Here is a 22518-nt window from a genome sequence, read left to right as displayed (position 1 = left end):
AAAATTATTTCCATTGAACTTCATCAAAAATCATTAAAGCTTCTTTAGCATTACCCCAATAAGCTTCAAAATTTGGCTTTTCTACTTTAAACTCGCCCCAAGATTGTAAAATTTTAGCAGGTTTTACTTCTTTATTTACTGGATATTCATAATTTTGGTTTGTTAAAATTTCTTGTGCTTCTTTTGAAAGCATAAACTCAATAAATTTAACCGCAGCTTCTTTATTTTTAGAAGTTTTTAAAACACCTATACCACTTACATTGATATGTGTTCCTCTATCATCTTGGTTTGGAAAAATCACTTTTACTGAATTTGCGGCTTCAACATCTTTAGGATTTTTTGAATTTGCTAAATGTCCTAGATAATAACTATTTGATATAGCCACATCGCCTTCTTTTGCATAGATTGCACGAATTTGATCACGGTCCCCACCTTTTGGAGTGCGTGCAAGATTATTTGCTATGCCTTGTGCCCATTCTTTTGCTTTTTCTTTACCCAAAGTATCTATCATAGCACTTAACAAAGAAATATTATAAACATTATTTGAACTTCTTACTAAAACCTTACCTTTAAATTTAGGATCAGTTAAATCTTCATAAGTTTTAATCTCTCCATCTTTAATTCTATCTTTAGAAGCGATGATGATTCTTGCTCTTGTTGTAAAAGCATACCATTCGTTATTTTTGCCTCTTAGCTCTTTTGGAGAAAGTTTTTCTAGCTCAGGCGAGCTAACTGAAACAAAAAGATTATTTGTGCGAACTTGTTCTAAATTTCCCGCATCAGCAGTCATAAATAAATCTGCTTTTGAATTTTTACCTTCAACTTCTAATCTTTTAGCAAGCTCATTAGCCTTAGCTTGCACCACATTTACACTAATGCCTGTTTTTTCTTGAAATAATTTGAAAATTCCTTTATCAGAATCATAATGACGATGAGAATAAATCGTAAGCTCTTGAGCACTTAAGCTCATAGCAGCTAGTAAAGATAGTAAAACTACTTTTGCTTTCATTTTATAAATTTCCTTAATTTTAAATTTTGAAATTGATAAGGATTATTATATTAATAATTCACTTTATATTTACTTAAATTGATATACATAATCAATTTAAAATAATACAAAATTAACATAAATCAAGATATTTTTTCTCTTATTTTTATATAATCATCAAAAATACAATATACAAAGGAGATAAAATGACACAAGAGCAAATTCAAATCATCAAAGATTGTGTACCAATTTTACAAAAAAATGGTGAAGTTTTGACAAAAGAATTTTATAAAATCATGTTTGAAGAATATCCTGAAGTAAAACCTATGTTTAATATGGAAAAACAAGCTTCAGGCGAGCAACCAAAAGCTTTAGCAATGGCTATTTTAATGGCAGCAAAAAATGTAGAAAATTTAGAAAATATGAGAAGCTTTGTTGATAAAGTAGCTATCACTCATACAAAATTAAATGTCAAAGAGGAGCATTACCCTATAGTAGGTGCTTGTCTTTTAAAGGCTATTAAAGTAGTGTTAAATGCAGATGAAACTACACTAAAAGCTTGGGAAGAAGCTTACAAAGCTATCGCACAATTTTACATAAACATTGAAAAAGAAATTTATGCAAAAGCTAAGTGACAATAGGCTTTGATTTTTCAAAGCCTATTTTAAAAACGCTATCCCTGCTTTTGCTATTTTTACATCCTCATCTAAGTGTGCTCCACCCACACCTATACCACCAACAACAACTCCATCTATAAAAATCGGTACCCCACCAGGCATAATAGAAAACTTATCATCTAAATAACGAATATCTTCAGGTATTTTACCCTCTTTTACACCTTTAAAAATAACTGCTGTTTCTCTTTTTTGCGAAGTGGCTGTGTAGGCTTTTTTATAACTAGCATTAATCGTATGCACACCTGCTTTATCATCTCTTAAAACTGCTAAAATTTGACCAGATTTATCTACTATGGTAATACTTACATGAAAGCCATTTTTTCTTGCTTCTTTCTTTGCAAGATCCAAAATCCCTTCAACCATTTGCGAAGTTAGAACAGGCTCTTTTACAAGCTCAAAAGATTTTGCCATCAAACTTACTCCTAAAAATAAACATAAAATAAATAATTTTTTCATTTTTATCCTTTAAAATTTTTCTACTGCATTTTTTGCTAGTTCTTTAATATCGCCTTTTAATTCACAAATTTGACCATTTTGTGCGAGTAAAATTCTATCAGCCATGTCAAAATATACTTCATCATGTGTTATAGCAAATATTGTAATGCCTTTTTGCTTTAAAAGTGGCAAAAGCTTAGTGTAAAAAAACTTTCTAAACATAGGATCTTGATCAGCTGCCCACTCATCTAATATTAAAATATCTCTTTTTTCAAGTAAAGCATTAAGCATAGCAAGGCGCTTTTTTTGTCCAGCCGAGAGCTTTATAGTGCTAAAATTATTTTCCACAAGCTCTACTTTTTCATTTAGTTCTAAAATTTCAAGCCAGTATACCAAGTCTTCTTTGCTAAATTTCTCATCTTCTAAAACATGCTCAAATAAATGAAAATCACTAAAAATCGCACTAATTAAACTTCTATATTCATAAATATTTTCTGAAGTTATTTTTTCATCATCTAAAAAAATATCCCCTTTAAAGTCTATAAAAAGTCCTGCTAAAATCATAGAAAAAGTAGATTTACCACTACCATTTTTACCTATTAAAAATACGCATTCGCCCTTTTTAAGCTCAAAATTTACAGGTTTTAGTGCAAAATTTTCATTATAAGAAAAAGATACATCTTTAAAACAAAGTTTTTGCCAAGTTTTTTTATTTTGACTGAATTTAAACTCATGAGAATAATTTTCTAAATTTAAATTTGAAATTTTATCTAAAGCGATTTTTGCCATCATAAGCGTAGGAAAACTTCCTATCATAGCTCCAAGTGGTGATCTTAAAAAAAGCACGCTTAAAGCAATAGTAGTAGCACTTTGCAAACTAGCAAGTTCATAGCTTAAAGCTATATAAAACTCCACTCCTACTAAAGCTAGCATGGCACTATTACTCCAATTATTAGATAAGATATGTAAGATATTTCCTATAGTGGAGCTTTTTTTCTTTTTTAGAGCATTTTTTTCAAACTCGTTTTCATAATAATACTTTGCCCTTAAAGGATTTAAGGTTAATTCTTTATGCCCTTGTAAAATATTTTGATAGTTTTTTTGCAAAGCATCATCATTTTCCCTAGCATTTTTAAAATAAAAATACACCTTACTCATTAAAAAATTATCCACCAAAAAAACGCACACTATCCACACAAAACACAAAAAGAAAATTTCTAAAGAAAGATAAGCTATATAAGCACTTACACAAATAATCAAAACACTTGATTGTATGAATTCAGGAAGTCTTAAAAGTCCAAAAGAAATACTACGCACATCATTATTCAAAGAAGCCAAAATCTTTGCTTTAGTAGTATTTAAAATACTCAAAACACTTGTATCTAAAATTTGCTTTACAACCCTTCTTTGCATTTTAAAAATAAAACTTTGTCCAAACGAGCTTAAAGCAATTTCTACAAAAGAAGAACTCGCAAAAAATACAAGCAACAAAAGCACAAAATACACGATAATATTTGAGTTTTCAAGATTAGCTTTTAATAAAAATTCATTGATAAAAACTAAAGTCAATACACCTAATATACTCGTAAAAATACTAAAAAGCAAAAAAAGAATGATTTTTAATTTGCTTTCTTTAAATAAAAAAACTAAAAATTTCATTTAATCTAAACCTTAACTCTAAAAGTAAATTATATAACAAAAATATGCATAATAAATTATTTATATTGTTTATGTTTATTTATTTTTATTTAACTATAAATAAATTTTGTTATAATATATTTAAAAATTACATATTGATATTAATAATTATTTAAGGATAGCTGATGTCTAGTTTTTCTAACCATATTCTTTTATCTGGTATTGTTATTTCTATCTTATTTGATCAAAGTCTAGCGCTACCTAGTGGTGGTAAATTTACACATGGAACTAGTGGTTCTATTAGCATAAATGATAATCATATGAATATCCACGGAAATGGGCAAAATTCTGTAATACAATGGGGTGGTGGCTTTAGCATAGGCAAAGGTGAAAGTGTAAATTTTAATGGAAACAATAAAAACTACCTAAACATTGCTCATGGTACAAGTAAATCCACCATAGAAGGTTTATTAAATGCAAGTGGCAATAATGTCTTTTTAATCAATCCTAATGGAGTAATCATAACTAAAACAGGAACTATCAATGCCAATCGCTTTGTAGCTTCAACCTCATCAATAAGTTCTGATGAAATACAAAAATTTGCAAATGGAAAAACAAACACCATACAATCACCCATTATAAAATTAGATAAAAACAATGGCAATGTAGTTAATATGGGAAATATTAACGCTGAAGAAGTTGTCTTTATAGGAAATAAAATTTTATTAAATTCAAATATTAAAAATTCAAATGATTTATTAACTAAAATCAACTCAAAAAACATCAAACTTATAGGAAACGAAATAGACATTGATACATCAAATATAAACGCAAATTCTTTATCAAAATTAGAAGTAAGTGCTAAAGAAAGAGGTTCTATATATTTAAATGCTAGTGGATATTACTACAATCCTAATTCTTTTGCAGTTTTTGATAAACTTAAACAAGCTGATTTTCAAAATATAAAACATAATAATAACTCTTTTAACATATATGATTTTGTAGGAATATCTTCAGATGTTGATTGGTGGCATTTTGCCAAAGGTTGGAATGAAAATAAAAAAGATTTTAGAAATACAGCTACTGAATACAGACTAACAAATGATATAGATTTTAAAGGAAAAAACTATGCAAATTACTGTATAGAAGGATATGGTTGCACCAATATGATAGTAGGATATAAAGATCCTATTTACAATGATAATTGAGAAATTATAGAAGATAATAGCTTTTATAATAAAATTTTTGACGGACAAAATTTTGCTTTAAAAAATATATTCATAGATACAAATGTATTATCAGATTCTTTAAGATATGTTGGTATATTTGGAAATGCTAATGGTTCTGAATTTAAAAATATAATAATTGATTATAACGATAATTCTATTCTATCAAACTCAATGTATACTGGAGGTTTTGTAGGACATGCAAGTGGTGGTAGTAAATTTGAAAATATAGAGTTAAAAAATATCTCTAAAATCTCTACACAAAATAAAAACAACCTCTACGCAGGAGGTTTTATAGGATATGTTAATGGTGCTAACTTTAACAAGATTGATATAAAATCAATAGGAGAAATCAGCGGTATTAGCCTTGAAAATAGATCACATATTGGAGGTTTTGTAGGTGGAATTAACAATGGAAAATTTGAAAATATAAACATATCACAAATAAATAAAATTATTAATGATAAAACAACAAAAGCAACATATACGGGTGGTTTTGCCGGAGAAGTATGGGGAGGAAAATTTAGCAATATCGATATAAGACAAATTGATGAAATTAATGGAGGCTTTGTTACAGGTGGTTTTTCAGGTAATATAGGCTATGCTGATCTTGAAAATATAAATTTAGATATAAACAACATAACCTCCACTTTTACTACTTTACGCCATACTTATGCTGGCGGGTTTGTAGGAAGTATTGATTCTGGTGATACTTATTTTAAAAACATCAATGTGCGTGTTAAAAATGTAAAAAGCATTAGTCAAGATAACAAAGATGGCTCATTGGAAGAAGATTTTTTTGATACAGGAAATGCTTATGCTGGCGGGTTTGTAGGTTTTGCTAATGGAGGTGTTTTTGATAATATTAGCATAGAAGCTGAAAAAATAGAAAGCATTAATAACAACTCCATGGAAGGCACTCGTGCTGCAAGTGGTGGCTTTGCAGGAAAAATAGAAGGATATAGAAGTGATAATTTATCTCTTTCAAATATCACAATAAAAAATATTGACACTATTTCAGGCAAGATTGAAAAAGACAAAAGCGGAATGGTAAATGTTGGAGGTTTTGCAGGATGGATTCAAAAAGAAGGTAAAGGAAGTTTTTCTAACATAAGCATATATGATATAAAAAATATACAAGCTTATGGACAAAAAGACTTTGCCAATGCTGCTGGGTTTATCGGATATATTGAAGGGCGTTCAATGTTTCAAAAATTTAATTTAGATTTTAAAAATATATATTTATTTTTTGAAAATGACTCCCAAATACAATCTTTTGCAAGTGATGGTAAAAATTTAAGTGGAAAATTTATTAGTGCCTATAACGATAAAAATGTAAATTTAGCTTTTAAGAATATACATATTTATCATCATGAAAATGATTTTAATGATGTTTTTAGCGACTTAAAATTATGGAAAGATATGAAAATTAATATTCATACCTATAATGATGATAATAAAAATTTAAAATTTGAAGATTTTTTAAGTAAAGATAATACAATAGCAAGACCTATTATAGAACTACCAAAAAAACCAGATTTTTCAAATAAAATAGAAATTAATTACCCAAATATAGACAATATCATACAAGAAGAAGCCATCCTTGGTAAAGATGATTTATATGAAGATGTCATCAAAAATGAAATTCTAGCAGATCTTATCAATCAGCATTATAAAATATATATTGATGTTTTATTGGATATGTTAGCAGAAAAAGATTATAATCTAATGACAGAAGATGAAAAAGTAGATTTTGTGGCAAAATACTTCATCAAAGATACAGCAAATAATAAATCACAAGCCTTGAAGATAGTTCAAAGTTTAGATTTTATAATGGCTTATCAAAACAACGGATTAAATAATGCAAATAATGATAAATTTGAAGAAGGTGTAAAAGATTTTTATCAAAACAATATAAAATCAAATATAGACAAAACAATTGAGAAAAAAATAAGTATATTAGAAATTCTAAAAGGAGAATTAAAAGATATAGTTTTAAATTCACAACAACTTCTAAAAGAATTGGAAAATATAAAATTACAACTTCAAATAGCAGAAAAATCTTATAATGACTATATAAAAAACAATTCTTCACTAGATCCTAATAAGCTAGCTCAATTACTTAAAAATATCAATATGCTAGAAAAACAACAAGAAACAATAGCTTCCAAATTAGGATTAGCAGAAATTAAAAATAAAATAGAATATCAACACAATAAAGGTAGTTTTTTAATAATGGGAGATTATCAATATGACTTATATAAACCTATTTTAGAAAGCATTGATCTAACACCTAGCATTCCTATTGAACCTGATTTACCTTGGACCGATCTAACACCTAGTATTCCTAGCATTCCTACACTAGAAAACAATCAAGCAAAATCAAGTCTAAACAATAATCAAAACTATCCTGCAATGATTAATGACAATATTGCTAATTTATTTTTATTTAATTCTTTAGGAGATGATTTAGTTAAAGATGAAATAATAATCAAAGAAATTGGGGAACTTGATATAGAAGCTCGTAAAAAAACTTGTATTGTAAGCGATGGGTTTAAAGCTATGAACCCATGTGCTAATTAAAGAAAGTTAAATGCATAAGATTATTGTTTGCACCTTAATTTTAACATGTGCTTTACGAGCTACAAATGACAATATAAAAATAATAGAATTATCTCCTGATAGAAATATACCACAAAACAAAGCTTTAAAAGAAAATTTAAAAACCGAACAAAATTATGAAAAATTTCAAGATGCTAGAGAAATCATAAATACACACCAAGAACATTATGAAAAAGAAATACTTACTCACTATAATTTTCACATCACAAACAAAGGAATTGATTTTGAAAATTTAGGAATTGAAGAAGAGGAATTACATAATCTCATATTAAATTATGAACAGAAAAAATTTAATATCCAAGATTTGCAAGATGTATCAAATATTGTTGCTTATTATTTCCAAGTTAATGGCTATCCTGCTGCAACAGTGTTTATTCCAAAACAAAATTTTGAAGATGGCAATATAGAACTAAACATTGCTTTAGGAGTATTTGGAAAACACATAATAGAAAACAAAACCTCGATCAAAGATCATTTCATAAAAGATAAATTAGATAAAAAACTTAAAGGTAGAATTATCTCCACTAAATTAATAGAAGATAGCGCATATAAAGTCAATGAAATGTATGGAGTACAAACCCTAGCAGGCTTACAAGCAGGAGAGAATGCAGGAGAAACTGATGTAGTTATAGAAGTAGTTCCTGATACTAAGGCTAATGTATTATTATATGCTGATAATTATGGTATTGAAAGTTCTGGTAAATATAGAATAGGCATCAGCATGGGATTTAATTCTATATTTAATATGGGAGATTATTATAATTTTTACTTACAATCAAGCAATGAAAAACAAATTAACTATGGGGCTAGTTATACTTTCTTTTTAGGAAATTTAAAAATTACTCCAAGTGTATCAAAAGGAAATTATTCCTTGGGAGAAGATTATGAAAATGCCGGATTTTATGGTACTTCTAGAAATTTCGGTATAGACTTTTCTTATCCTGTGTGGATTAATACCAATTCATCATTTTACTTTACTTCAAGTATTTATCATAAAATACTTAGTGATACAAGTGCTGGATTTTTAACTTTTAATAAGCATTCTAATGTAGGTAGTATGGGTTTAGAAGGTTTATTTAGAAATTTTCATAACACTTTTATTTATAGTACCAAAATCAACCTAGGCAAGGTCTATGACGATGGGGTTAATTTTTTAGGCACTAATTATAAAAATAATAGTAATGGCATGGGTTGGTTTAGAAAACTCAATGCTAGTTTGAATAATTATTATAGTATTAATGAGTATATTACTCATACTTTAAATATAAACTATCAAAAGGTATTAGGGAATTTTGAATTAGATTCTTCTGAGAGTTCATCTTTAGGTGGAGCTTATGGAGTAAGAGCTTATGATAATGGAGAAGGTGATGGAGATAATACCATAGTAGCTAACTTTGGTATAAGAATAAATATACCAAATACTAATTTTTATTTTACTCCCTTTTATGATGTAGGTTATGCTTGGTATGAAAAAGCTTCAGGGGATAGATTAGCAGATGAGCATTTTTTAGATGCAGTAGGCTTACAAATACTTTATAATAAAGCTAATGAGTATTATATAAAGCTTGATGCAGCAAGAGCATTACATCAATATAAATACGATGATGAACATAGAATGAAATTGTATTTAAGTGGTGGGGTGTATTTTTAACTACCACTTAGAAAATACACTCTAGTAGCTAAATCTTTAAAAGCTTTAGAGTGGATTAGACCTTGACAAGCTTTAGATTTTGAAGTGCTTGCAAATTCACTTTGACTAAAAGCATTTAAAGCCTCATCTAATTGAGTTTTTATGCTTTGATTTTTAGGATCTTTCAAAGCTTGATTTTTTAAATCTGCTATATTTTGGGCTTTGCTTTTTTGAGCATTATCTACCATAAGCGCTAAAAGCAAAACACTTTCTTTATCTACAAAAAGCACTTTAAAACACTGCTCATCATTTCCCACACTAAAATCAAGCTCTTTGGTGGAATTTTGCAAAGTTGATAAATCTTCATTTTTTATATTTGCTACATTGCTCATTAAAGCTATATTTGAAAGACTTTCATTTTTTAATATATAAGCACTTATATCATTAATAAAAATTTTTAAATTTCCCAAAGCTTGAACTACACTTGCCTCATCTTTACTTGTGCTAAATTTTGGCAGAGCAACCGCAGCTAAAACTCCAAGTATAATTACTACAAACACAAGCTCTATAATAGTAAAAGCTTTTTTCATAATATGCCTTGTAAGTTTTTTACCTTAGGCTTTATAAGATCATCTTCTATATTTACAAATTCTTTACGCTCATAAGCCTCACAAGCTGCCCTTGCTATCATCAAAGCATTATCCGAACAATACTCAAGCGGAGCTAGCAAAAGCTCACATTGATAACTTTGACATAAATGCTCTATTTGACTTCTTAAGCTTAAATTTGCACTAGCTCCGCCTACTATACCAAAGCGTTTAAATTTATACTCTTTAAAAAATTTTTCTAACTTGTTTAAAATATGAGCTATGGCTGCTTTTTGAAATGCAAAGGCAATTTTACTTTTACGCTCCAAACTTAATTCTTCTTTTAAAATTTCCAAACGCACTTGGTTTTTAAGTCCTGAAAAACTATAAGCTAAATCTTTAGAATGAAGCAAGGGTATGCTAAATTCTAAATCATTTTCTTTTACATTTTTAGCTAAATTTTCTATGATAGCTCCGCCAGGATAACCAAGATCCATCATTTTTGCTACTTTATCAAAGCTTTCTCCAAAGCTATCGTCGGTTGTTCTTGCTAATTCTGTGATTTTACCTTGCTCATTAATAAAAAGCACCATAGTATGCCCACCACTTACAAGCAATACACCCATATCAAAATTAGCTTTTTTATCTAAAAACATAGAATAAATATGCCCTTTTAGATGATTAATCGCAATGAGCGGTAAATTTAAACTAATAGCAAGCATTTTAGCCATAGCTACCCCACCTATCAAACTCACACTAAGGCCAGGTTCATTTGTAACTGCTATGGCGCAAAGTTTATCAAAGTATTTTTGGCATCTTTTTAAAATCTTAGGTAAAGCTTCACTATGTAATCTTGCGGCAAGCTCGGGCACCACCCCTCCATAAGCACTATGGGCATTTTCTTGAGAAATTTTTGTATGAAAGATACACTCAAAGCTATTTTTATTAATGATAGCAATAGAACTATCATCACAAGAACTTTCTATGGCAAGAATCAAATCTCTCATTGAAATTCCACTAAAATCATACCGATAAATTTGTCTTTTTGTTCTGCTTTTTCTATGGCTTTTGCAGGTATATTTGCTTTTTTAATTTCTTTAAAATTAGTCTTTCTTTCTAAAACTTGATCGGCTAAATTTGCATTCTTTAGCTCATAAAATTCTACTCTGTAAATTTTTCTTTTTTTATCCAAAGAATAACGGCTTTGCATTTGGTTTTTGCTTATAACAATATCACTTTCATCAACACCTCTATCAAAACCTATAACATTAACTCTTACACCTGCTATAGAAGGTATTTTAAAATTATCTTTTACCATAATTTTTTGAGCAAAATTTGTTTGTATATTTTTTCCATCTACTATCACTTCAACACTATCTAGAGCATTTGAAAATTCAAAATATTCAGGATACAATCTTGTTTGCAAGCGATTGCCATAATTGATTGAATATGAGTTAGCATTGGAAATTACTGCAGTAATCTCATTACTTGCTTCATAATTTAAAGCTTGATTAATAGGAAAAGGTAAAAAATTTATAGCACTAGCAGGTTTATCAAGATAAAGTAAAATTTTATCATTAAAAAGTTTTACCTCTAAAGGCTTTTCAATAGCTCTATAAACTCCATTTGGAGTTAAATCGAAAGTTCTTTGAAATTCTATATTTGCCTTTTTTAGATAATATTCCACTGCCAAAAGATGATAATATACTCTTAAATGCGTTGGTAAATTTTTGCTCGCTTCATTAGCAAAAGCTGCTTTGTGATTTGACACCACAAAATAAGTTAAAGCCTTTAGCATATCTTTATCATTGCTTTCTTGGGTTTTGGTGTTTTTTAAATGATATTGATGTTCTTCTTTAACCAAAGCTTTATTGATATTTTCCACTGCTTCTTTAGCAATATTTTCCAAATCTGCATATTTAGTAGAATTTACCTCACTTTGATCAATAATACTAGTATTGCCCCAGCGATTTGGATTTTTATCTTTGCTTTCATATTGAGGTCTATAAAATCCACTTCCATCGTGCAAATTTATAACCATATTTACCTCAGGTTCCAAAATAAGCTTTTTTATGCGCTCTATAGTGTGAAAATCAGGATCGTTTTCATCTATATGGGCAAATTTTCTATTTAAATCTCCAAAATTTCCTCTATTTCTAGCAATAATACTTTCAAAAGCTAAATTTGGTGCGACAATAATTTTACCTTTAGTGATATTATAATCACTCAAAAGCAAACTAGCAGCATGAAACCCACCTGGTTCGTCTCCTTGTATACCTCCAAGGATTAAAACCGTATTATTATCATCTAAACTTTTTCCATTTTCTTTAACGCTAAACTCTAAAGCAAAAACCACATTTATAAAAATCAAAATACTTAAAAAATATCTCACTTCATTTCCTTATCTAAATAAAGCCTAACTTGCTTATCATACTCAAAAACATCTTCAATTTGGTTAATCTTTGGCACACCAAAATAATCCAATGCTTTAAAAATACCCTTGGTTATGTCTAAAAACTGCGCTTTTTGGGCTAAAAATTGATACACCATATATTCATTTGCACTATTTATAATCACACCCAAGTCAGGCTTTTTCAAAAGCTCATCTTTAAGTGAAAATATAGGATATTTTTTTAAACTAATTTTTTCAAATTTTAAACTTGGCATAGCTAACAAATCCAAATTTTCTATAAAGCTTTGTTCATGCTCATCTAAAATAGCTTGAGCTATAGACAAACGCATATTTGCATGAGAAAAATATGCACTCATACCACCATCTTTAAATTCACATAAAGCATGCACTAAAGACTTTCTTTCTATCAAAGCATCTATTTGTTTAATACCGTAAAGATGATAAGCTTCGATAATTTCAAAAAGTTTATTACACATGCTAGCACTATCTATGGTGATCTTAGCTCCCATGCTCCAGTTAGGATGCTTAAGAGCTTCTTTTACACTGACATTTTTTAAATCTTTGATTTTATAATTATAAAAGGCCCCGCCACTTGCCGTGATAAAAAGCTTTTTAATATCTTTTCTTTTATCTATCAAGCACTTTAGTGCTGCATGTTCGCTATCTATGGCTTTAATCTTAGAAGTGTCAAAAAATTTCCCTGCTACTACTAGGCTTTCTTTGTTTGCCAAGGCTAAAATTTTACCAAGCTTTTGCACCATAAGACTTGAACTTAAGCCTGCAAAACCTACTATAGCATTTACCACTAAAGAACTTTTGCACTCAGCTATCATCGCTTTTAAACCATCTTGACCACAAAAAATCCTATCATGATCAACTAAGGTTTTATCTTTTTCATCTTGTATACATACAAATTTAGGCTTAAAAAGAGCTATTTGCTCATTTAAAAGCTTGATATTTTTACCACAAGATAAGGCTTCTATGTTTATGTTTTTTTCTTTAGCAATAAAAAGAGTATTAACTCCTATACTTCCCGTGCTTCCAAGTACGATCATACTAAAGTTGCCATTGCAAATGCTGCAATGATAACAGCATCAATTCTATCTAAAACTCCCCCATGCCCTGGGATTAAATTACCACTATCTTTAATACCTGCTTGTCTTTTAAAATAACTCTCAAGCAAATCCCCTATCACAGCAAAAATAGCTACGATTAAAGATATATAAATACTTTTTACCAAGCTAAATTCAAAAGAGCCTATGATGGTTCCTAAAATCCCCGCACAAACAATGCCACCTACAACACCTTCTAAGGTTTTATTTGGACTTGTTAGAGAAAAAGCTCTCTCGCCAATTAGTTTTCCTATAAAATACGCCCCACTATCGCAAGCAACGACAATCACTATAAGCCAAAATAATACAAACATACCCTCATAACTTAATACTTGATAAAGCATTAAAATAGGTAAAGTAGGATATATATAAGGCATAAGTTCATTTAAATTTTCACTTTTTTTATAAACTAAATATCCTAAAATCAAAATCAAAGCCAAAAGGCCTATAAAGAAAGGTTTATCTAAAAATGCTCCTATTGCAAAAACACACAAAGCTACAAAAACACTTGCATGTTTGCTTTTAAACATAGTTTTTGCTTCATTAAATGCCAAAAACAATAAAACACCAAAAATCGCAAAATTAATCAAAAAATTATCCACCAAAGCAACAACAGCTATCACAGCTATCATCACAATAGCACTAAGAATTCTTGTCTTTGAAAACATTTTTATCCTTTCTATATACTTAAATCAAGCAAATGAGAACTTTTTTTAACTACTTCTTGCCCCTCTTGTTCATCTTCATCTTCTTGCTCTTGTTCTTGATGATGTTTAGAATGCTTTTTTTCTTCCTCTTGCCTTTCTTTTACTTCATCACTTACTTCATGAGTTTGATTAACTTTTTCAAGTTTTTCAACCGCCTTTTCTTTTGCTTGAAATTCACTCATATTTACCAAAGTTGCAAAAGAATCTTTTGCCAATTCATTACTAGCTTGTGCTGAATGTACTGGTGCATTTTGGTTAGCAAAATGAATACCACCTATGGGACTTATAGGCATACTTACTCCTTTAAAACGCTTAAAGTCTTATAATTTGTATAATTTACAAAAGCCTTTTCTTTTATTTTTACAAAATTCTTACTAGTATAATCGACCAAATAAACTCCAGAACTTAGCTTGGAAAATTCCACACAAAGCTTTGCTGCAAATTCTAGCACTAATTGACTTATTTTTAATTTATTTGAAGTAATGATCACATGTGCACTAGGATAATCTTTCACATGCAGCCAAATATCATCTTTTTTAGCTATTTTTAATAAATACTCATTAGCTTTTTCATTGCGTCCTACGCTGATTTTAAACTCATCAAAATAAAAGCTACTAACCCCTGCATTTAGTTCCTCTTTTTTTGTTTTTTTCGTTTTTTTAGGCATTAAAACTTCTAATTCTCTCAAAGAGGTGCTTTTAGCAATTAAGTCTTTTAAATTTATTAAAAAATCAAGTTTTTCACTTAAAATTTCTCTTTCTATATTGATATTTTTAGCCTTTTGTTTTAGCTTTTTAGCCATTTTATAAAATTCATTCGCACTATTTTTAGGTGTATCTTCGAGTTTAAAGGCAAGCTCATTTGCATTAAAATCTTGCAAAATAAATTCTCTTTGATAATCTTTTAAAGAATTTAAATTAGCAAACAAAACATCTGCTTTTTGGCTTAACTCTTGAGCTTTTTTTAATAAATTACTTTCTTGTTCTAAATTTTCTATGCTCTCTTTAAGAGTAAAGATTTTTTTATCTATATTTAAAAGTTTATTTTCTTTAATATCTTTTATGCGCTCTTGCTGTAACTTTTTAGCACTTTCTTTAAAATACACATTAAAATCATCAATCTTTACAAATTCTTCTTTGATCTCATAAGCTTTTAAAGCTTGGAGTTTTTCGCCTATTTTTACAACGCGGTAGCTTTTATCTATATGACGCAAAGCTTCTATGATAATATCATCGGTGTCTGTGATGATTACATTAGTGTTTTTTCCTGTAAATTCAAAATAAATCTTAGCTCCATAAGCTTTATAAGATTTTTCCGATAAAACTTCAAAAGATAAAATTCTATTATTTTCTAATACTTCTAAATTTAAAATCTTTGCGTTTGAAAAGTATTTTTTTAGCATAAAATCAAAAGGTGCATTATAGACTTTTGCTTGGAGTTTATCTTGGTAAATTCCACTTTTTCCACGCGTTAAGTCTAGTATAAAAGCTTGATGATCTAAGCTAAGCTCTAAGATATTATCATCAAGGCGTTTGAGATAATTTAGTCTTTGAAATTGTTTAAAATAATCTTTTATTTGTATTAAATCTGTATATTTCATAAATGTATTATAAAATATTTTGATGAATTTATGAGGTTTTTATGAGTGAAAAAATTCCCTATCCTTGTGTGATTTTATGTGGTGGAAAATCTTCGCGTATGGGAGAAGATAAAAGCTTATTACAAGTAGATAATAAAAACTTAACTCTTTATCAATATGAAAAAATGTCAAGGATTTTTAATCAAGTTTTTATTAGCAGCAAAAAAGATAAATTTCATCAAAAAAACTTAGCACTTATTTTAGATGAGGATTTAAACAACTACTCTCCACTCATTGCCTTAAATTCCATACTTAAACATTTTAAAAATACCTATGTATTTATCCTTAGCGTGGATACTCCAAACATAAACAAAGAAAGTTTTTACAAGCTTTTTGATCATCTAAAATCACAAAATATACTCTTAGCAAGCACAAAAAAACACAAGCATTATTTATGTGGATTTTACCATAGTAGGAATTTTGAAAAAACTTTGCAATTTTTACAAGAAAACAACCACAAATTAGCCCTTTTTTGTGATACAATGAAAGCAGAATTTATAGAATTTGAAGATGATAATGAGTTTATAAATTTAAATTATTTTAAAGAATATAAAAAGTGGCTTCATGAAAAAGACAATTCTACCCATAGTATGTGCTTTTAGTGCTTTAGCAAATGAGGATTTATTCAATCAAGCCTTAGAATATGAAAATCAAGGTAAGTACAAAAAAGCTATGCAAATTTATAAAAGCTTAGCTTTAAAAGAAAAACAAAAAGAAGCAAGTTTAGAAAAGTCTTTTAATTTTGAGCAAAATACATCCAAAGAGAAAAAATTAGATGATATTAATCCAAAAAATGAAGCTTTAGCAAACTACCTTGGCACAGAAAAATCATACAATCCCTTTGGTATTAGCACGCATAATCTTAGCTATTTTATGCCTGTTTCTTATAGTTTTAGCAAGAGAGATTATAAAAGCACTGAAACTAAATTTCAAGTAAGCCTTAAAAAAACTCTTTTTGAAAATCTTTTGGGTTTAAATGAAAGTTATAACATAGGCTATACGCAAATTTCATGGTGGCAACTTTATAAACATTCTGCTCCTTTTAGAGAAACAAACTATTTACCTGAATTTTTTATCAACTTTCCTATAAGCGGATATGGTGCTTTTGAGAATTTAAAAGATATACACATAGGCTTATTACATGAATCTAACGGGCAAAATGATCCAAAATCAAGATCATGGAATAGAATTTATCTAAGCAATGCATGGTTTTTTGGCAATTTTATGTTCATACCTAGAGTTTGGCTAAGAATTCCTGAAAAAAGTTCAGAAGATGATAATCCTGACATAGAAAAATATTTAGGTAATTTTGATATTAATCTTGCTTATACCCAAGATGATTATTTTATCAATATATTGTGGCGTAATAATTTAAATTTTGCTAATAACCGCGGTGCAGTAGAAATAAGTGGAGCTTATAAAATTTCTAACAATGGCTTATATATTTACACTCAGTATTTTAACGGATACGGCGAGAGTCTTATTGAGTATAATAAATCTTCAAGCAGACTTTCAAGTGGAATATTGTTAATGTATTAAAATGGAAAAATTTTGCTTTATTAAGTTTATCATTAATAATGAAAAGTCTTTTAAAAGATTGTGCGATTTGTTTAATTATATCAAAATCTTAAAAGATGAGAATTTACAAATAGAAGATTTATACACAGATAAAAGTATATATAATTTTTACAGCAAAAAAGAATTAGAATATTTCTCAAGCAAAGATTGTTGGGAGTTTGATGATATTTTTGACTGCATAGGAAATGGAGAATACTATTTTCACTCCATAGAAAAAATAGAGGAAAATATCGCCAAATTGTATTTTTACCCCATTTCTTTTCCTTATGGTGGAGTTGAACCTATAATCGAGTTTATAAAATCATTTCAAATGAAAATTCTTACAATTGATTGTGGTTATATGGAAGAATTTGAATATTAAAAGCCTTTTTAGACTTTTAATATTTTAAATTAAGAAAAATGCTATAACACTACCCAAGATAAGCAAAGAGCCATTAAAGCATAAAAAGGTTGGTATACAAGTATCTTTTATATGATCACCTTGCTTATCTGCATTAAGCCCTACACTCACTCCCAAAGTCGTTTCACTAGCAGGTGATCCTGCATCGCCCAAAGCTCCAGCAACACCGATGATAAAAATAATCGCAGCAGGTGAAAAACCAAGTTCTATACATATAGGACAAAATAAGGCAGCGATGATAGGAATAGTACCAAAAGAACTGCCTATACCTATAGTGATTAAAAGACCTATAGCTAGCATAATAAAAATAGCTAAAAAGTGACTTTGCTCCATAAAAGGCACACTTGTTTTTACAAGCTCAGCTATACCTCCACTTTGTTTTAAAACCTCTCCATATCCTGAAGCAACAAGCATTACAAAAGCTATATAACCCATGATTTTAAGCCCATCATCAAAAACTAAATTAACTTTGTTATACTCTACTCCACCCAAAATCACCATCAAAACAAAACCTAAAAGCCCTGATAAAGGTAAATTGTGCGTCAAAATTTGCAAAATCAAAGTCAATCCAAGGCCAGCTAAAACTCCCCATTCTTTTTTACTCATTTTTAGATTTTCAAAATCCATTTTGGCAATTTGCTCTTCTTGATATTCTCTTGGCTTAGCATAAAATACAAATACAGCCAAAAATAAACCAACTAACATACAAATAGCCGCAAAAGCCATAGTTTGAGAAACTTCTCCTAGGCTAATTTGTACCCCATTTGAATTTAAATTATCCACAAGCAAAGTTTGAAAAATAAGCCCAAAACCTAAAGGCACAACCATATAAGGTGTGGTAAGTCCAAAAGTTAATGCACAAGCTATGGCTCTACGATCTATTTTTAATTTATTAAAAAGTTTCAACAAAGGTGGAATTAATAAAGGCACAAAAGCTACATGGATAGGGATTAAATTTTGCGAAAAACAAGCAATAAGTGCCAAAGAAAGTATAAGTAAATATTTTTTATGTGAAATATAATGCGAAACTATTTTAATCAAATATGCTGTTAGATTAGTTTTTGATATAGCAGCGGCCACCGCTCCAAGCAAAATATAACTTAGTGCTGTTTGCAAATTCCCTTGCATACCATCAATTAAAACTTTCATAGAATCCATCATAGCTTGTGGAAGTTGGGTAAAAAAATCCATCAAAGTTAAATGCTCCATATGCATAAATTTAGACCAAATACCTACAAAAAGCCCAGAAAGCAAAACACTAAGTAAAACATTAAACCTAAAAAAACACAAAAGCGTCATTAACAAAACGCCTATAAATACTGGATTAGTTAAAAGCATTACATTCCTTAAATCAAAATAATTGCACATTTTAAATAATTTTCTTTAAAATACTATTTAAGTTTAAAAAATTTAAGCAAAAATTGCAAAATAAAAGCATAAAATGATAGTTTTTACTTTAAAAAAGGATACAAATGAGAAGTGACGCAATCAAAAAAGGACACTTAAAAGCACCAAATCGCTCTTTACTTAGAGCATGTGGCTTAAATGATGAAGATTTTAATAAGCCTTTTATAGGTGTAGCAAATAGCTATATAGATATCATCCCGGGACATTTTTTCTTAAATGAATATGCAAAAATCATTAAAGATGAAATCCGAAAAAATGGCTGTATTCCTTTTGAATTTAACACCATAGGTGTTGATGATGGTATAGCTATGGGGCATGATGGTATGCTTTATTCTTTACCAAGTCGTGAAATCATCGCAAACTCTATTGAAACAGTGATGAATGCACACCAACTTGATGCACTAATTTGTATCCCAAATTGTGACAAAATTACTCCAGGTATGCTCATGGGGGCTTTAAGAGTTAATGTGCCGACTATTTTCGTTAGTGGTGGACCTATGAAAGCGGGAGTAAATAAACACGGAGAAAAAATCAGTCTAAGTTCTGTTTTTGAAGCAGTGGGAGCTTATGAGGCTAAAAAAATCGATGAAGAGGATTTAAAAGATATAGAATGCAAAGCTTGTCCTAGCGGTGGATCTTGCTCGGGTATGTTTACTGCAAATTCTATGAATACTTTATGCGAGGCTATGGGTATAGCACTAGAAGGAAATGGAACTATTTTAGCACTTAGCAAAGAAAGAGAAGAGCTTTTAAGAAAGGCTGCGCGTAGAATTTGTGAAATTGCACTAGATGAGCGTTTTAAAATTCGCAATATTATTACTAAAAAGTCCATTAACAATGCTTTAGTTGTTGATATGGCTATGGGTGGAAGTTCAAATACTATCTTACATATGCTTGCCATTGCTTATGAAGCAGGTGTAAATTTGGATATAAAAGAGCTCAATCACATCAGCGCTAATGTGGCTCATATAGCCAAAATCGCTCCATCTTTAAACACAATATATATGGAAGATATACACAAAGCAGGTGGAGTAAGTGCAGTAATAGCTGAAATAGCCAAAAAACCAGGCCATATTTTAGAACTTGACACTCTAGATATTAGTGGAAAAACTTTAAAAGAGCGCGTTGAGAATGCTGATATTAAAGATGAAAACATTATAAAAAAAATAGACAATGCCTATTCAAATGTAGGTGGGCTTACTATACTTTTTGGGAATTTAGCTGAGCAAGGCTGTGTGATAAAAACTGCAGGTATTATGGGCGAGCGTAAATTCAAAGGAAAAGCGGTTTGTTTTAACTCTCAAGAAGAAGCTATCAAAGGCATTATAAAAGGTAAAGTTAAAGAAGGCGATGTGTGCGTGATACGCTATGAAGGGCCAAAAGGTGGACCTGGCATGCAAGAAATGCTTAGTCCGACTTCATTACTCACAGGCATGGGGCTTGGTGCTAAAGTTGCACTTATAACAGATGGTCGTTTTAGCGGAGCTACAAGAGGACTTAGTATAGGTCACATTTCTCCTGAGGCTGCAGAAGGTGGACTTATAGCGCTTTTAAAAGATGGTGATGAGATAGAAATTGATGTAGATACTTACAGCATTAATGCAAATTTAGCCCGAGATGAAATTGCTAAACGCAAAGCAAATTTTAAAATGCCTTATAAGCAAATAAATTCAAGATGGCTTAAAATGTATCAAAAGCTTGTTAGTAATGCTAGCAAAGGCGGGGTTTTAGACTTAGAATAATTTTCTTAATTTCTTAAAGAAATTAAGAAATATCTTTTTAAATGTAAAACAAAATATGAAAAATTATGTTAAAGTGGCCGGGAGAAAGGGATTCGAACCCCTGGAGGTGTGACCCTCAACGGTTTTCAAGACCGCCGCTTTCGACCACTCAGCCATCTCCCGTAAAAGAATAAAAATATCAAGTATTAACATCGCATTGGAGGCGACATCCGGATTCGAACCGGAGATCAAGGCTTTGCAGGCCCATGCCTTACCGCTTGGCTATGTCGCCTTGAGTTACCAAAAAGTGGTGCCCGAGGCCGGACTTGAACCGGCACGGAAGAAAAATTCCGAGGGATTTTAAGTCCCTTGTGTCTACCAATTCCACCACCCGGGCGGGTGATAATGGAGCGGGAAACGAGATTCGAACTCGCGACCCCAACCTTGGCAAGGTTGTGCTCTACCCCTGAGCTATTCCCGCATTAAAGTTGAAATTATATCAAACTAATCTTAAATATATATAAAAATTATTTTTATTATAAATTAATAAAAAAATTATTTTTTTATAATATAATTCCGTAAATACAATAAACTTTTTAAAATATAATGATAAAGTTAGATATAAAATTATTATATTTTAAAATATAAGGTAAAAATCAAAAACAAGGAGAACACAAAAATAATGTTAAAATTGAATGTATCAGGCAAAATGACTTCAATAGTTGGACTATTAATTATCACCATATTAAGTATAGTTAGTATTTTGGGTTATTTTCAAACCAAAAACAATACTTTTGAACTCATAAAAGATGTTCAATTAAAAACAATGGATGATGTAACTCTAACTTTTAATAATTATGGTCAAAGCAAAAGAAATGCTATAAATACTTTAGCAAGCGAACTCTCTAAAGCACCATTAGATGATAGAGAACAGATTTTATCGCTTATTTCATCTTTTCAAAAAGCTTTTAATTTTCAACTAACTTTTTTTGGAATTGAAGAGTTAAATGGTGTATTTTTATCAAATGGAAAATTTTTAAATCCTGAAAATGGATTTAATTTACAAAATAGTATTTGGTATACTCAAGCAAAACAAGCAAAAACAGTTATTACAACTAATCCTTATAAGTCATCAACAGATAATACCGTTACCATGACATATGCTGCACCTGTATACAAAAATGGAAAATTTATAGGTGTTGTTGGTGGCGATTATGCATTAAGTTCTTTTTCTAAAGATGTATTAGCTTTTGGTAGATCTGCTACTACTTATGCGGTAGTATACAACAATGAAGGTGAAATAATGTTTCACGAAAATCAAGATAAAATACTAACAAAAGACCAATTAGGCATAAATATATCAAAAATTATAAACACAAATCCGTCATACTATTTAGATCCAGATAATAGAGACTCTTTATTTCAAGTTCAAGATGATAAAAATACATTATATGAAGTAATGTGTAATTCTACCATAAATCAAAATTTTAAAGTTTGTACAATTACAGAAAATCGTGCTTATACAAATCCTATTAAAAAAGCCTTATCTGCTCAAATTATAGTAGGTTTAATAGCAATAGCAGTCGCTCTACTTGTGGTTAAACTTGTAATCCAATATAATCTTTCTCCACTTCAAAAAATCCAAACCGGCCTTAACTCTTTCTTTGACTTTATCAATCATAAAACAAAAGATTCTGCTATGATAGATGTTAAGACTAATGATGAATTTGGAGTTATG

General features: G+C 29.6%; 20 protein-coding genes and 4 tRNA genes. 9 read left to right on the top strand and 15 right to left on the bottom strand.

All coding sequences use genetic code 11. The annotated features are described in order from the left end of the window. Window positions 1–4: 4 nt before the first annotated feature. Complete coding sequence (locus L8W56_RS04535) at window positions 5–1009, bottom strand: extracellular solute-binding protein (RefSeq protein WP_133319037.1); 1005 nt, start codon at window positions 1007–1009, stop codon at window positions 5–7. 185 nt (window positions 1010–1194) lie between these two features. Between L8W56_RS04535 and cgb the strand changes: the two genes are divergently transcribed. Beyond that, on the top strand, window positions 1195–1623 hold the full coding sequence (cgb, locus tag L8W56_RS04530) for a single-domain globin Cgb (protein WP_133319038.1): 429 nt from the start codon (window positions 1195–1197) through the stop codon (window positions 1621–1623). Between the two features lie 24 nt (window positions 1624–1647). Here the strand turns inward: cgb and L8W56_RS04525 are convergent, their stop codons facing one another. Both L8W56_RS04525 and L8W56_RS04520 read right to left on the bottom strand, forming a co-directional pair. Then, window positions 1648–2121, bottom strand: coding sequence for a GlcG/HbpS family heme-binding protein (locus tag L8W56_RS04525; protein ID WP_133319039.1), 474 nt, complete (start codon window positions 2119–2121; stop codon window positions 1648–1650). A gap of 9 nt (window positions 2122–2130) precedes the next feature. After that, on the bottom strand, window positions 2131–3759 hold the full coding sequence (locus tag L8W56_RS04520; RefSeq protein ID WP_263659555.1) for a multidrug ABC transporter permease/ATP-binding protein: 1629 nt from the start codon (window positions 3757–3759) through the stop codon (window positions 2131–2133). 164 nt (window positions 3760–3923) lie between these two features. On the opposite strand from L8W56_RS04520, the gene L8W56_RS04515 reads away from it, so the two are divergent. From L8W56_RS04515 to L8W56_RS04505, 3 genes are all read left to right on the top strand, one after another. Further along, window positions 3924–4946, top strand: coding sequence for a filamentous hemagglutinin N-terminal domain-containing protein (locus L8W56_RS04515; protein WP_263659554.1), 1023 nt, complete (start codon window positions 3924–3926; stop codon window positions 4944–4946). A gap of 192 nt (window positions 4947–5138) precedes the next feature. Beyond that, complete coding sequence (locus L8W56_RS04510) at window positions 5139–7547, top strand: hypothetical protein (RefSeq protein WP_263659553.1); 2409 nt, start codon at window positions 5139–5141, stop codon at window positions 7545–7547. Window positions 7548–7557: 10 nt separating this feature from the next. Further along, on the top strand, window positions 7558–9237 hold the full coding sequence (locus tag L8W56_RS04505; RefSeq protein WP_263659552.1) for a ShlB/FhaC/HecB family hemolysin secretion/activation protein: 1680 nt from the start codon (window positions 7558–7560) through the stop codon (window positions 9235–9237). Here L8W56_RS04505 and L8W56_RS04500 read toward each other — a convergent pair. Genes L8W56_RS04500 through L8W56_RS04470 form a run of 7 tightly spaced genes read right to left on the bottom strand, consistent with a single transcriptional unit; the run spans window position 9234 to window position 15635 of the window. Continuing rightward, the gene (locus tag L8W56_RS04500; protein ID WP_133319043.1) at window positions 9234–9806 is read right to left on the bottom strand and encodes a type II secretion system protein; all 573 of its coding nucleotides are present in this window, start codon (window positions 9804–9806) and stop codon (window positions 9234–9236) included. The genes L8W56_RS04505 and L8W56_RS04500 overlap by 4 nt on opposite strands. Then, entirely contained in the window at window positions 9803–10810 is a 1008-nt protein-coding gene (tsaD, locus tag L8W56_RS04495) for a tRNA (adenosine(37)-N6)-threonylcarbamoyltransferase complex transferase subunit TsaD (protein ID WP_263659551.1), read from the bottom strand. Before tsaD ends, L8W56_RS04500 begins: the two co-directional genes overlap by 4 nt. Continuing rightward, entirely contained in the window at window positions 10807–12195 is a 1389-nt protein-coding gene (locus L8W56_RS04490) for a M99 family carboxypeptidase catalytic domain-containing protein (RefSeq protein WP_220566709.1), read from the bottom strand. The genes tsaD and L8W56_RS04490 overlap by 4 nt, the downstream gene beginning before the upstream one ends. Then, window positions 12192–13271, bottom strand: coding sequence for a 1-deoxy-D-xylulose-5-phosphate reductoisomerase (gene dxr, locus L8W56_RS04485; RefSeq protein ID WP_263659550.1), 1080 nt, complete (start codon window positions 13269–13271; stop codon window positions 12192–12194). Before dxr ends, L8W56_RS04490 begins: the two co-directional genes overlap by 4 nt. Further along, window positions 13268–13996 (bottom strand): phosphatidate cytidylyltransferase, encoded by a 729-nt coding sequence (locus L8W56_RS04480; RefSeq protein ID WP_220566711.1) that lies wholly within the window; start codon window positions 13994–13996, stop codon window positions 13268–13270. The genes dxr and L8W56_RS04480 overlap by 4 nt, the downstream gene beginning before the upstream one ends. Window positions 13997–14007: 11 nt before the next feature. Beyond that, window positions 14008–14328, bottom strand: coding sequence for a hypothetical protein (locus L8W56_RS04475; RefSeq protein WP_133319048.1), 321 nt, complete (start codon window positions 14326–14328; stop codon window positions 14008–14010). A gap of 2 nt (window positions 14329–14330) precedes the next feature. Next, complete coding sequence (locus L8W56_RS04470; RefSeq protein ID WP_263659549.1) at window positions 14331–15635, bottom strand: NFACT RNA binding domain-containing protein; 1305 nt, start codon at window positions 15633–15635, stop codon at window positions 14331–14333. 41 nt (window positions 15636–15676) lie between these two features. Here L8W56_RS04470 and L8W56_RS04465 point away from each other — a divergent pair, with 41 nt between their 5' ends. The 3 genes from L8W56_RS04465 to L8W56_RS04455 are packed head-to-tail and all read left to right on the top strand — an operon-like array spanning window position 15677 to window position 17613. Next, window positions 15677–16276 (top strand): molybdenum cofactor guanylyltransferase, encoded by a 600-nt coding sequence (locus tag L8W56_RS04465; RefSeq protein ID WP_263659548.1) that lies wholly within the window; start codon window positions 15677–15679, stop codon window positions 16274–16276. After that, entirely contained in the window at window positions 16239–17213 is a 975-nt protein-coding gene (locus L8W56_RS04460; protein WP_263659547.1) for a phospholipase A, read from the top strand. Before L8W56_RS04465 ends, L8W56_RS04460 begins: the two co-directional genes overlap by 38 nt. Window position 17214: 1 nt before the next feature. Next, window positions 17215–17613: a hypothetical protein gene (locus tag L8W56_RS04455; RefSeq protein ID WP_039629213.1), complete on the top strand. Its 399-nt coding sequence runs from the start codon at window positions 17215–17217 to the stop codon at window positions 17611–17613. A gap of 24 nt (window positions 17614–17637) precedes the next feature. On the opposite strand, the gene L8W56_RS04450 is transcribed toward L8W56_RS04455, so the two are convergent. After that, window positions 17638–18990: a Na+/H+ antiporter NhaC family protein gene (locus tag L8W56_RS04450; RefSeq protein ID WP_412175485.1), complete on the bottom strand. Its 1353-nt coding sequence runs from the start codon at window positions 18988–18990 to the stop codon at window positions 17638–17640. A 134-nt stretch (window positions 18991–19124) separates the two neighbouring features. On the opposite strand from L8W56_RS04450, the gene ilvD reads away from it, so the two are divergent. Next, window positions 19125–20801, top strand: coding sequence for a dihydroxy-acid dehydratase (ilvD, locus tag L8W56_RS04445; protein ID WP_263659545.1), 1677 nt, complete (start codon window positions 19125–19127; stop codon window positions 20799–20801). 74 nt (window positions 20802–20875) lie between these two features. Here ilvD and L8W56_RS04440 read toward each other — a convergent pair. From L8W56_RS04440 to L8W56_RS04425, 4 genes are all read right to left on the bottom strand, one after another. After that, window positions 20876–20963 (bottom strand) — tRNA-Ser (locus tag L8W56_RS04440). Between the two features lie 35 nt (window positions 20964–20998). Beyond that, window positions 20999–21072 (bottom strand) — tRNA-Cys (locus tag L8W56_RS04435). 16 nt (window positions 21073–21088) lie between these two features. Next, a tRNA-Leu gene (locus L8W56_RS04430) sits at window positions 21089–21177 on the bottom strand. A gap of 9 nt (window positions 21178–21186) precedes the next feature. Next, a tRNA-Gly gene (locus L8W56_RS04425) sits at window positions 21187–21261 on the bottom strand. 228 nt (window positions 21262–21489) lie between these two features. Between L8W56_RS04425 and L8W56_RS04420 the strand changes: the two genes are divergently transcribed. Further along, a partial coding sequence (locus L8W56_RS04420) for a cache domain-containing protein (protein ID WP_263659544.1) occupies window positions 21490–22518 on the top strand: 1029 nt, incomplete at its 3' end.

Origin of the sequence: Campylobacter sp. IFREMER_LSEM_CL1085 (assembly GCF_025772235.1) — a bacterium.
Taxonomy (GTDB): Bacteria; Campylobacterota; Campylobacteria; order Campylobacterales; family Campylobacteraceae; genus Campylobacter_D; species Campylobacter_D lari_D.
Note: the sequence above shows the minus strand (reverse complement) of the source record. Positions and strands in the feature narration are given on the sequence as shown.

Excerpts from the sequence above, each read along its gene's own strand:
- L8W56_RS04525 (WP_133319039.1), bottom strand. The coding sequence starts at position 2,121 with ATGAAAAAATTATTTATTTTATGTTTATTTTTAGGAGTAAGTTTGATG.
- dxr (WP_263659550.1), bottom strand. The coding sequence starts at position 13,271 with ATGATCGTACTTGGAAGCACGGGAAGTATAGGAGTTAATACTCTTTTT.
- L8W56_RS04510 (WP_263659553.1), top strand. The coding sequence starts at position 5,139 with ATGTATACTGGAGGTTTTGTAGGACATGCAAGTGGTGGTAGTAAATTT.
- L8W56_RS04500 (WP_133319043.1), bottom strand. The coding sequence starts at position 9,806 with ATGAAAAAAGCTTTTACTATTATAGAGCTTGTGTTTGTAGTAATTATA.
- L8W56_RS04475 (WP_133319048.1), bottom strand. The coding sequence starts at position 14,328 with ATGCCTATAAGTCCCATAGGTGGTATTCATTTTGCTAACCAAAATGCA.
- L8W56_RS04455 (WP_039629213.1), top strand. The coding sequence starts at position 17,215 with ATGGAAAAATTTTGCTTTATTAAGTTTATCATTAATAATGAAAAGTCT.
- L8W56_RS04515 (WP_263659554.1), top strand. The coding sequence starts at position 3,924 with ATGTCTAGTTTTTCTAACCATATTCTTTTATCTGGTATTGTTATTTCT.
- L8W56_RS04505 (WP_263659552.1), top strand. The coding sequence starts at position 7,558 with ATGCATAAGATTATTGTTTGCACCTTAATTTTAACATGTGCTTTACGA.
- L8W56_RS04460 (WP_263659547.1), top strand. The coding sequence starts at position 16,239 with ATGAAAAAGACAATTCTACCCATAGTATGTGCTTTTAGTGCTTTAGCA.
- L8W56_RS04470 (WP_263659549.1), bottom strand. The coding sequence starts at position 15,635 with ATGAAATATACAGATTTAATACAAATAAAAGATTATTTTAAACAATTT.
- L8W56_RS04520 (WP_263659555.1), bottom strand. The coding sequence starts at position 3,759 with ATGAAATTTTTAGTTTTTTTATTTAAAGAAAGCAAATTAAAAATCATT.
- L8W56_RS04535 (WP_133319037.1), bottom strand. The coding sequence starts at position 1,009 with ATGAAAGCAAAAGTAGTTTTACTATCTTTACTAGCTGCTATGAGCTTA.
- L8W56_RS04465 (WP_263659548.1), top strand. The coding sequence starts at position 15,677 with ATGAGTGAAAAAATTCCCTATCCTTGTGTGATTTTATGTGGTGGAAAA.
- cgb (WP_133319038.1), top strand. The coding sequence starts at position 1,195 with ATGACACAAGAGCAAATTCAAATCATCAAAGATTGTGTACCAATTTTA.
- L8W56_RS04480 (WP_220566711.1), bottom strand. The coding sequence starts at position 13,996 with ATGTTTTCAAAGACAAGAATTCTTAGTGCTATTGTGATGATAGCTGTG.
- tsaD (WP_263659551.1), bottom strand. The coding sequence starts at position 10,810 with ATGAGAGATTTGATTCTTGCCATAGAAAGTTCTTGTGATGATAGTTCT.
- L8W56_RS04450 (WP_412175485.1), bottom strand. The coding sequence starts at position 18,990 with ATGCTTTTAACTAATCCAGTATTTATAGGCGTTTTGTTAATGACGCTT.
- ilvD (WP_263659545.1), top strand. The coding sequence starts at position 19,125 with ATGAGAAGTGACGCAATCAAAAAAGGACACTTAAAAGCACCAAATCGC.